Source organism: Pseudomonas sp. CG7 (assembly GCF_023701885.1).
GTDB classification, from domain to species: domain Bacteria; phylum Pseudomonadota; class Gammaproteobacteria; order Pseudomonadales; family Pseudomonadaceae; genus Aquipseudomonas; species Aquipseudomonas zanjanensis.
Genome location: NZ_JABAEE010000004.1, coordinates 167252 through 176917 on the forward strand (window position 1 = coordinate 167252; position 9666 = coordinate 176917).

Sequence of the window (9666 nt, forward strand, 5' to 3'; positions counted from 1 at the left end):
AATGACTGCCAAACGGTTTAGAAGCGCCTTGGTAGCGGGCTCGGCCCTGCTGTGCCTGTTCGGCGCGGGCCAACTGTGGGCATTCAGCCTGGATGATGTATCGGCGAAGGCACAAGAACTGGCCGGGCAGAAATTCGAAGCCCCGCGCAGCAATTTGCCGAACGAATTCCGCGAAATGAAGTTCGCCGATTATCAGAAAATCCGTTTCCGCACCGAAAAAGCGGAGTGGGCCGACCAGAAGACCCCGTTCCGGCTGTCCTTCTATCACCAGGGCATGCATTTCGACACCCCGGTGAAGATCAACGAAATCACCGCGACCACCGTCGACGAGATCAAGTACGACCCGACACGGTTCGATTTCGGCGACGTGAAGTTCGATCCCAAGGCCACCGAACAGCTGGGCTACGCCGGTTTCCGCGTGTTGTACCCGATCAACAAGGCCGACAAGCAAGACGAAATCATGACCATGCTGGGCGCGAGTTATTTCCGCGTCATCGGCAAGGGCCAGGTCTACGGCTTGTCCGCGCGTGGCATGGCCATCGACACCGCGTTGCCATCCGGTGAAGAGTTCCCACGCTTTCGCGAGTTCTGGATCCAGCGTCCGAAACCCACCGACAAGCACCTGGTGATCTTCGCCCTGCTGGATTCGCCGCGGGCCACTGGCGCTTATCGCCTGACCGTGCGTCCGGGCACCGACACCGTTGTCGACGTGAAATCCCGCGTGTTCCTGCGCGATCGCGTCAACAAACTGGGTATCGCCCCGTTGACCAGCATGTTCCTGTTCGGCGCCAACCAGCCGTCCAAGGTGCTCAACTACCGTCGTGAACTCCACGATTCCAGCGGCCTGTCCATCCATGCCGGCAACGGCGAGTGGATCTGGCGTCCGCTGAACAACCCGAAACACTTGGCCGTGAGCAACTTCTCGGTAGAAAACCCGCGTGGTTTCGGCCTGCTGCAACGTGGTCGTGACTTCAGCCACTATGAAGACCTGGATGACCGTTACGAAAAACGCCCAAGCGCCTGGATCGAACCGAAAGGCGATTGGGGCAAGGGTACCGTCGATCTGGTCGAGATCCCGACCGCCGACGAAACCAACGACAACATCGTTGCGTTCTGGAGCCCGGAGAAACTGCCTGAACCAGGCCAGCCGCTGGACTTCGCCTACCGTCTGCACTGGACCCTCGACGAAGCCAACCTGCACTCGCCAGACAGTGCCTGGGTCAAGCAGACCCTGCGTTCCACTGGTGATGTGAAGCAGTCCAACCTGATCCGTCAACCGGACGGCAGCGTGGCCTACCTGGTGGATTTCGAAGGGCCGTCCCTGCAAGCATTGCCTGAAGACGCCGAAGTGCGTAGCCAGGTGAGCGTTGGCGACAACGGCGAGATCGTCGAGAACAGCGTGCGCTACAACCCTGAAACCAAGGGCTGGCGCCTGACGCTGCGACTGAAGATCAAGGACCCGAAACAGGCCACCGAGATGCGTGCGGCACTGGTTCGTCCGCTGACGCCTGTCGAAGCCCCGGCCGCCTCGCATTCCGCGACCACGACCCTGGCCAAGGCTGACAAGATCGCCCGCCAGCAGACTGAAAAAGAGCTCGCGAAAGAAAACGCGCAAGACGAAGCCAAGGCTGTCCAGGCGGACACCGCCGCGGTCGAACCGACCCCAACCCAGCAGGAACCGGAACCGACTGAGCAAGTCCTGACCGAGACCTGGAGCTATCAGTTGCCAGCCGATGAGTAATACTCCAGTACAGCCAGAGACGCTCAGTGAGTACCTGGCCCATTTGCCCATGACCGACGAGCAGCGCGCCGAACTGGCGGGCTGCAAGTCCTTCAGCGAATTGCACGAACGCCTGTCGTCGCCGACGTTCGACGCGCCCACCGAGGCTGTGCAAGCCTCGGTGGGTCGCCGGCTGACCCTGAGCACCGCCGAAGAGCTTGAAGAAGCGGAAATGCTGGGGCTCGACGCCAGTGGCCGGGTGTGCCTGAAAGCGACGCCGCCGATCCGTCGGACCAAGGTCGTGCCGGAGCCGTGGCGCACCAATATCCAGGTGCGCGCCTGGCGGCGCCTGACCGGTCGCACCAACCCGCCGAAGCCGCCCAAGGATGAGCGCGTGCTGCCCCATGCACGCTGGCGTACCGTGGGTTCGATCCGCCGCTACATCCTGCTGATCCTGATGCTCGGCCAGACCATCGTCGCCGGTTGGTACATGAAGGGCATCATGCCCTACCAGGGCTGGTCGTTCGTCGACCTGGAAGAAGTCCTGCACCAACCGCTGTTGCAGACGGCCACGCAAGTGCTGCCGTATGCGTTGCAAACCAGCATCCTGATTCTGTTCGGGATCCTGTTCTGCTGGGTGTCGGCAGGTTTCTGGACAGCGCTGATGGGCTTTCTCGAATTGCTCACCGGCCACGACAAATACCGCATCTCTGGCGCCAGCGCCGGCAATGAGCCGATTCCCAAGGATGCCCGCACCGCGCTGGTGATGCCGATCTGCAACGAAGACGTGCCGCGGGTATTCGCCGGTTTGCGCGCCACCTTCGAGTCGGTGGCTGCCACCGGTGACCTGGATCGCTTCGACTTCTTCGTGCTCAGCGACAGTAACGAGACTGATATCTGCGTGGCCGAACAGCAAGCCTGGCTGGACGTCTGCCGTGAAGCCGGGGGCTTCGGCAAGATCTTCTACCGTCGTCGTCGCCGTCGCGTGAAACGCAAGAGCGGCAACCTCGACGACTTCTGCCGTCGTTGGGGCAGCGACTACAAGTACATGGTCGTGCTCGACGCGGACTCGGTGATGAGCGGCGAATGCCTGACCAGCCTGGTGCGCCTGATGGAAGCCACGCCGGACGCCGGCATCATCCAGACCGCGCCACGGGCTTCGGGCATGGACACGTTGTATGCGCGCATGCAGCAGTTCGCCACGCGAGTGTACGGTCCGCTGTTCACCGCCGGTCTGCACTTCTGGCAGTTGGGTGAATCCCATTACTGGGGTCACAACGCGATCATCCGCATGAAACCGTTCATCGATCACTGCGCCTTGGCGCCGTTGCCGGGTAAAGGTGCGTTCTCGGGCGCGATCCTGTCCCACGACTTCGTCGAAGCCGCGCTGATGCGCCGTGCCGGCTGGGGCGTGTGGATTGCCTATGACCTGCCGGGCAGCTACGAAGAGCTGCCGCCAAACCTGCTGGACGAACTCAAGCGTGACCGTCGCTGGTGCCACGGCAACCTGATGAACTTCCGGCTGTTCCTGGTCAAGGGCATGCACCCGGTGCACCGTGCGGTGTTCCTGACCGGCGTGATGTCTTATCTGTCGGCGCCGCTGTGGTTCTTCTTCCTGGTGCTGTCCACCGCGCTGCTGGCGGTGAACACGCTGATGGAGCCGCAGTACTTCCTTGAACCACGCCCGCTTTATCCGCTGTGGCCGCAATGGCATCCGGAAAAAGCCATCGCCCTGTTCTCGACCACCATCGTGCTGCTGTTCCTGCCCAAACTGCTGAGCATCGTGCTGATCTGGGCCAAGGGTGCCAAGGAGTTCGGTGGCAAGTTCAAGGTGACCATGTCGATGCTGCTGGAGATGCTCTTCTCCATGCTGCTGGCGCCGGTGCGGATGATCTTCCACACCCGTTTCGTGCTCGCCGCGTTCCTCGGCGGGGCCGCGACCTGGAACTCGCCGAAACGTGACGACGACTCCACGCCATGGAGCGAAGCGGTCAAGCGTCACGGTCCACAAACCTTGCTGGGCTTCTTCTGGGCCTTGCTGGTGATCTGGCTGAACCCAAGCTTCCTCTGGTGGCTGGTGCCGATCGTTGGGTCGCTGATCCTGTCGATCCCGGTGTCGGTGATCTCCAGTCGCGTGGGCCTGGGCTTGAAATCCCGTGATGAGAGCTTGTTCCTGATTCCCGAGGAATACGCACCGCCCCAGGAACTGCTGTCGACGGACCAGTACACCCATGAAAACCGTTGGCACGCGCTGAACGACGGCTTCATCCGGGCGGTGGTCGATCCACAACAGAACGCCTTGGCGTATGCATTGGCGACCTCGCGTCACGGCCAGGCCGAGCCGATTGAATGGCTGCGGGTCGAACGCGTTCGTCACGCCCTGAAGGTCGGCCCTGCCGGTCTCAATAACGCTGAGCGGCTGGCCCTGCTGAGCGACCCGGTGGCCCTGTCCCGCTTGCATGAGCAGGTCTGGAGCGAGGCGCATCCCGAGTGGCTGGCGGCGTGGCGTGAATCGGTCAAGGCGGACCCTCATGCACCGTTGCTGCCGCTACAGCCGGTGAGCGTACAGCCTCAACTGGCATGACAAAGAGCCCCGCTAACCAGCGGGGCTTTTTGTTTGTGCGCGGTGAGTCATAGGTTCATGGGTAGCGGGTATTTCTTCGGATAGCGGAAGCACTTAGCGTCGCCGTGTATTCGTCAAGATCAAACATTCTCCTTCGTTTGATAAACCTTTGATTTCGTGGAGACGTCCAGGAAGTAGGTGAGGAGACTAGAGATTCTCGGGTCAATGAGTCCCGAAGCGGGGGCAGTTGAGCTCGTTTATGCAGCAAAACACCAAAACCACTCACCATGCCAATCGCCCCCAGCGCCACCAGGGCGATCAGGAGCGGGTCATTGACGGGTGACTCAGGATGATGATGCTCCATTCGGTTCAGGACTAGATAGGCGACGGTCCCTACGAAGGCGCTGCCGCTTGACACTACTTTGGCAACGCGCCCGAACGTGGCGTCAGCGACAAATGGAAGCCGTCGTACCAGCACTTTAGGAGCAAGGAACGGAAGTACATAGTTTCCGCCGAATTCCATCAGCCCATTTACGAACCACAACAGCCCGTGTGGAATCCGTCCCGTGGGATCTGTGCGATTTATCGGGTCTCCCTGACAATAGGCATAACAGTTCAGTCCTCCGTCTCCAAAGGGACTCAGGCTGTCAGGGCTGTTAAAGCGCATCAGGACAGGATTGAACGCACGGTGCCCGTTTCCCAGCAAGTAGCAACCCGTAATCGTATCGTTCCGTTCACCGTTGAAAGCCAGAAGGCTGCTCAGGCCCCCTTGAGCGGGGCGATGACCGTAAGGCGTATAGGTCGAAGTGCCGTCGCTGCTCTGCAGCACCGAGCGATGCTTGTCGGTCAGCAGGATTGACGTACGTGGGGTGTTCCCTCCGTGGTTTTCCGCCAGCAAGACATCCAAGGTCTGAAAAACCTGATACTGAATGGATCCTTGGATTTCTGTAGCGAGCCGATCTAATAGATAGAACCGGTCACGACGGAGTTGGTCGGCAGGCACGCAGCAAACCAGACGATCGAGAGCATCGTATAGATACTGGACTAATAGTCTGTCAGCAGTGTTCGACATCAATATTTTTCCAGGAAACAGACCGTTCATTCAGTCTCGGTCGGAATGAGAATGTTGTCTACTATCAGAACTGATAGGTTTTGAGAGTGCTCGGCGTGTACGAGGATAAGTGTCAAGCGCCGTCACTGAAGGGTGACAGGTTGTAACTTGTTTGATGGTTTATCTTCTGCTGGGTAAAGGCATACAGATTATTGCTGTGAGATATTTTGAAAAGTGGATTGGGTTGTTGGATGTTTTTCGAGTGGGCGCGCTAGAGGGCGAGTTGCGGCAACAATGCTTCAGCCTAAAAGCTCGATAATTATTCGAATATCTACGTTACAAAAGAATCCCGTCATCAGTGTCGGCTTTGTCCGTCTGTTAAGAACGGGAAATATTTAGATAGCTAGTTGCGGGTGTGTCAACTTTACATGTGGGCGCTTGGTTATTAAGGTTCGGTTCGTCAAGGAAGGCAGTCCTAGATCAAGGTCGAACTAGATATTCAAATTATCCGATAGGAAGCCCGATGAGCCTTATGTCTGATTACAAAAACCAGAGCCTTACTGAACATGAAGTTTTTGGGTTGTCGGCACAATATAATCTTGCCGATGGTCATAGCTACATTTCTGCGAAAACGCATTTTAGCAGCGTGTTACCTGAGTTGCCTGACTTATGGGGTTCGGCGGTCGAGACGCCTGTTCCGCAAATGGAGATGGCGTTCAAAGATATTTTTGCAGATTATTTTGCGCTGCCTGGGTTAAAAAATCACCAATATTTTTCGATCTGCCCTACCGCGTCAAACAGCATAGACATAGTGGGAGCATGGGCGCGATCAAAGCAGTTAAAAATAGGCCTTGTCGAACCCACTTTTGACAACCTCGCCCAGTTGCTTAGGCGTAGGGAAGTCGAGCTTGAAGCTGTTCCAGAAAGCTTGTTTTCAGACTTGGGCTTGCTGGAGAGGTTTGTTCAAAACAAAAAACTTGACGCCTTGTTTATGGTTAATCCCAATAACCCGACAGGTTTCGTCATCGATGCAGTCATGATGAAAAATATTGTGGAACTGTGCCATCGGCTCAATATAATTTTGATCCTCGATACCTCTTTTCGGTTCTGCCACAAAACCGCTATCGACGAATATGCACTCCTGGTTGAAAAGGGCGCGTCATTTATCATTCTGGAGGATACCGGTAAGCAATGGCCAACATTGGATGCCAAGGCCAGCCTGCTGTCATATAGCAAGAATCTGGCCCAGGAAATCAGAGCCATCTACGAAGAAATTTATCTTTGCTGTTCCAATTTTGTACTGAGACTGATCATTGCATTTATCGAGGCGACGCTAAAAAGAGGAGGGCTCTCTTATGTGCACTCGATTATTACCAAGAATGCAGAAATAGTACGTTCCCAGCTTGCAGGAACACGGGTCAGCGTTGATTCGCCGCATTCGTATTCGGGCATGACGGTTATGTGGCTTAACATAAAACGAACTGGGCTCTCGGACCTGGAATTAACTGACTACCTTGCAACTTATGACGTGGCCGTGTTGCCGGGGAGGTATTTCTATTGGAACAGTCATGAGGTCGCAGGGCACGACCGTATAAGAATTGCGCTTTTGAAACCTGATGACCAATTCAAATTTTCGCTCTCGCGCTTGAGACAAGCCCTGCTCGAGCTTGAATCGGCCAAAGACTACAATGATTGTGTAGAGAAGATTTCGGAATGAGAAAGGTTCTGGTAACGGGGGATTTTGATATTGATAAAACGGTATTTTCAGACGGTATTGAACTCACCCATATAAGACGTCCTATTGATGAGCGGCAAATTCTAGAGGTGTTGCCCGATGTGCACGACTATATTTTAGGTGGACCGGAATACCTGTCTGCGGAGCTGATTGACGCCGCCACTCGGTTAGAGAATATCGTTGTAATGGGAACAGGCACCTCCAGCTTCGTGGACGTGAAGTATGTTTCCGATAAAGGCATAAAATTAGCCAATACACCCAACCTACACGTGCAAGCGGTGGCTGAATTTACATTGGCAATGATTGTCCTCTGTTCGGCAAGGGCTTTTGAAAGCGCTGAAAGTGTGAAGGCGGGCAACGCTTGGATACAGACGCCCAGGCGATCATTGTTGAATCTTAAAGTTGGCTTTGTTGGCATGGGATCGATTGCAAGTGAGGTGGCATATCAGCTTCATATGCGTGGAACTGCAAATATGCGCTATTGGTCCCGGACACGGAAGGAGTCGCTGGAAAAGTCATTGGGCCTGCAACATACCTCCCTCGGTGATCTGGTCAGCACCGTTGACGTTTTATGTATTCATCTGAGTGGTTGTGCCGAAACCTTTAATCTTATCGATGAATCGGTATTGGCCTGCGCGTCAACGGGACTGATGATATTGAATTTGTCCAATCCAAAAATTATCTGCACGCGTGCGCTCAAGACCTACCTCAATCGCAATGCGGATGCATTTTGTTTTATCGATGGCTACTACAACGAATGGGCGGCTAACAAGGGCCAGCATGATGATCCCTATGGTTTGCTCTCATTGCCCTCAAAAAAAATAATGGTCACTTCGCATCTGGCGGCACAGGAGCAAGTGACTGTTGAAAATATTTTTCTTCAGGCTGTGAAAACCCTTCATTGTATCAGCGGGCGTTAAGTTCAATGGCCTTTCATTTGAATGGCTTTAAAACGTTCGCATGCGGCGTGATGATTTATTGCCCCAATATGAGGTATTCCGGTGGCTGGACACTCACTTTCTCCAAGAAAGTGAGTGTCCAGTCCAGCATTTGCTTACATTAGTTCGTTGCGGCTGGATTTGGAGCCTAGGTTTTGAGCAAACCTAAGTAAATAGCCATCTGGGTCTAATATGAGAAAATTGCTTTGACCTTGAAGCAAATCATTTTCTTTGTACCAGCATTCTTCTATCGGTTTATGCAGCTTGTATCCCGAAGCCATCAATGATTTCGCTAACGCTCTGACATCAGGACAATCAATGGAGAGGTTCATTCCGCGTCCATAAGGTTTTTGTAGCGGGCCCACACGCCATGGCGACTCTTTGTGATCGTCTTGCTCCAGCATTAACTGGCTGCCGTGATAGGAAATGAATATAAAACCGTCGTTCGGTCTTTCATACTCAACGCTGAAGCCAATGAGCTTGCAATAAAAACTTGAGCTTGCCTTGATGTCGGACACAATCAGTTCAGGTATAAGCTTGTTAAAGGCGACCATAATTCCTCTTCCGTGAAGAATGTTTCATATAGTTAATGGAGGTGCCATTCTGTCGTGAACTCTAGAAAAGTCCAATAGATTTTTCTGATGCTTTCGTCATTTTTATGATGGTTGCAATCATTTGACGATATGTGGCAGTTATAAATTATGTCTGAAAGTTAAAGTAGGCGGGATGTTTAAAAACATTAAACCTGCTGCGGCGCATGTCGAATATCACTGTCGGTAGAGCAGTGCTCTCAGCCCCAATAGGGACTGATGCACTGCTTCATGCCTATGTGTTTGGAAAACCAGCTAAGCGGCCATTCGTTACAAAAGCCCCAATGTCTCTATACTTTGAACCGCCCCACCAGCGTCTGCAAGTGAACGCCCAACCGAGCCAATTCCGCACTTGAAGCGGCCGTCTCCTCACTGGACGACGCCGTCTGCTCCGACACATCACGCACATTCAGCACACTACGGTTGATCTCCTCAGCCACCGCACTCTGCTGCTCGGCCGCTGCGGCAATTTGCTGATTCATCGACTGGATCGCCGAAACCGTCCGAGTGATGTTCTCCAGCGAGCTCCCCGCACGACGGGTCAATTCGACGCTGCTGTCGGTCAGGCTACGGCTGTTGTCCATGATGGTCGCGACCTGTTCGGTCCCGGTCTGCAGGCCCACGATCAGTTCTTCAATCTCTTCGGTGGATTTCTGGGTGCGCTGGGCCAGGCTACGGACCTCGTCGGCCACCACGGCGAAGCCTCGTCCGGCCTCACCGGCACGGGCTGCCTCGATGGCCGCGTTGAGGGCCAGCAGGTTGGTCTGCTGGGCCACGGACTTGATCACGTCCAGGACGCTGCCGATCTTGTCGCTCTCACGCTTCAAATCGCCCATGGCGGCGGTGGAATTGCCTACTTCCTTGGCCAGGCGCTCGATCTGGGCGATGGCTTCGCCAACGACCTTGTCGCCTTCACGGGCTTGCTGGTCGGCGGCGACGGCCGCTTCGGAAGCTTCCTCGGCGTTGCGCGCCACTTCCTGCACCGTGGCGGTCATTTCGTGCATGGCGGTGGCGACCTGATCGGTTTCCACTTTTTGGCTGTTGACCCCGGCGCTGGTCGGTGCGGTCA

Annotated in this window: 7 protein-coding genes; 4 read left to right on the top strand and 3 right to left on the bottom strand. The window is 55.2% G+C overall.

Translation table 11 applies throughout. From position 1 onward, the window contains the following. Position 1: 1 nt before the first annotated feature. Together HGO40_RS03680 and mdoH are read left to right on the top strand one after the other, a co-directional pair. Positions 2-1741 carry a glucan biosynthesis protein G gene (locus tag HGO40_RS03680; protein WP_250961920.1) on the top strand — a complete coding sequence of 580 codons (1740 nt, stop codon included), beginning with the start codon at positions 2-4 and terminating at the stop codon, positions 1739-1741. Further along, the gene (mdoH, locus tag HGO40_RS03685) at positions 1734-4304 is read left to right on the top strand and encodes a glucans biosynthesis glucosyltransferase MdoH (RefSeq protein WP_250961921.1); all 2571 of its coding nucleotides are present in this window, start codon (positions 1734-1736) and stop codon (positions 4302-4304) included. Before HGO40_RS03680 ends, mdoH begins: the two co-directional genes overlap by 8 nt. Positions 4305-4359: 55 nt before the next feature. Here the strand turns inward: mdoH and HGO40_RS03690 are convergent, their stop codons facing one another. Further along, the gene (locus tag HGO40_RS03690; RefSeq protein ID WP_411386255.1) at positions 4360-5385 is read right to left on the bottom strand and encodes an RHS repeat-associated core domain-containing protein; all 1026 of its coding nucleotides are present in this window, start codon (positions 5383-5385) and stop codon (positions 4360-4362) included. Between the two features lie 472 nt (positions 5386-5857). On the opposite strand from HGO40_RS03690, the gene HGO40_RS03695 reads away from it, so the two are divergent. Next, complete coding sequence (locus tag HGO40_RS03695) at positions 5858-7051, top strand: aminotransferase class I/II-fold pyridoxal phosphate-dependent enzyme (RefSeq protein WP_250961922.1); 1194 nt, start codon at positions 5858-5860, stop codon at positions 7049-7051. Then, the gene (locus tag HGO40_RS03700) at positions 7048-7989 is read left to right on the top strand and encodes an NAD(P)-dependent oxidoreductase (RefSeq protein WP_250961923.1); all 942 of its coding nucleotides are present in this window, start codon (positions 7048-7050) and stop codon (positions 7987-7989) included. The genes HGO40_RS03695 and HGO40_RS03700 overlap by 4 nt, the downstream gene beginning before the upstream one ends. A 134-nt stretch (positions 7990-8123) precedes the next feature. On the opposite strand, the gene HGO40_RS03705 is transcribed toward HGO40_RS03700, so the two are convergent. Together HGO40_RS03705 and HGO40_RS03710 are read right to left on the bottom strand one after the other, a co-directional pair. Continuing rightward, on the bottom strand, positions 8124-8561 hold the full coding sequence (locus tag HGO40_RS03705) for a bleomycin resistance protein (protein ID WP_250961924.1): 438 nt from the start codon (positions 8559-8561) through the stop codon (positions 8124-8126). A 326-nt stretch (positions 8562-8887) separates the two neighbouring features. Continuing rightward, the coding region (locus HGO40_RS03710) for a methyl-accepting chemotaxis protein (RefSeq protein WP_250961925.1) at positions 8888-9666 on the bottom strand (779 nt) is incomplete at its 5' end.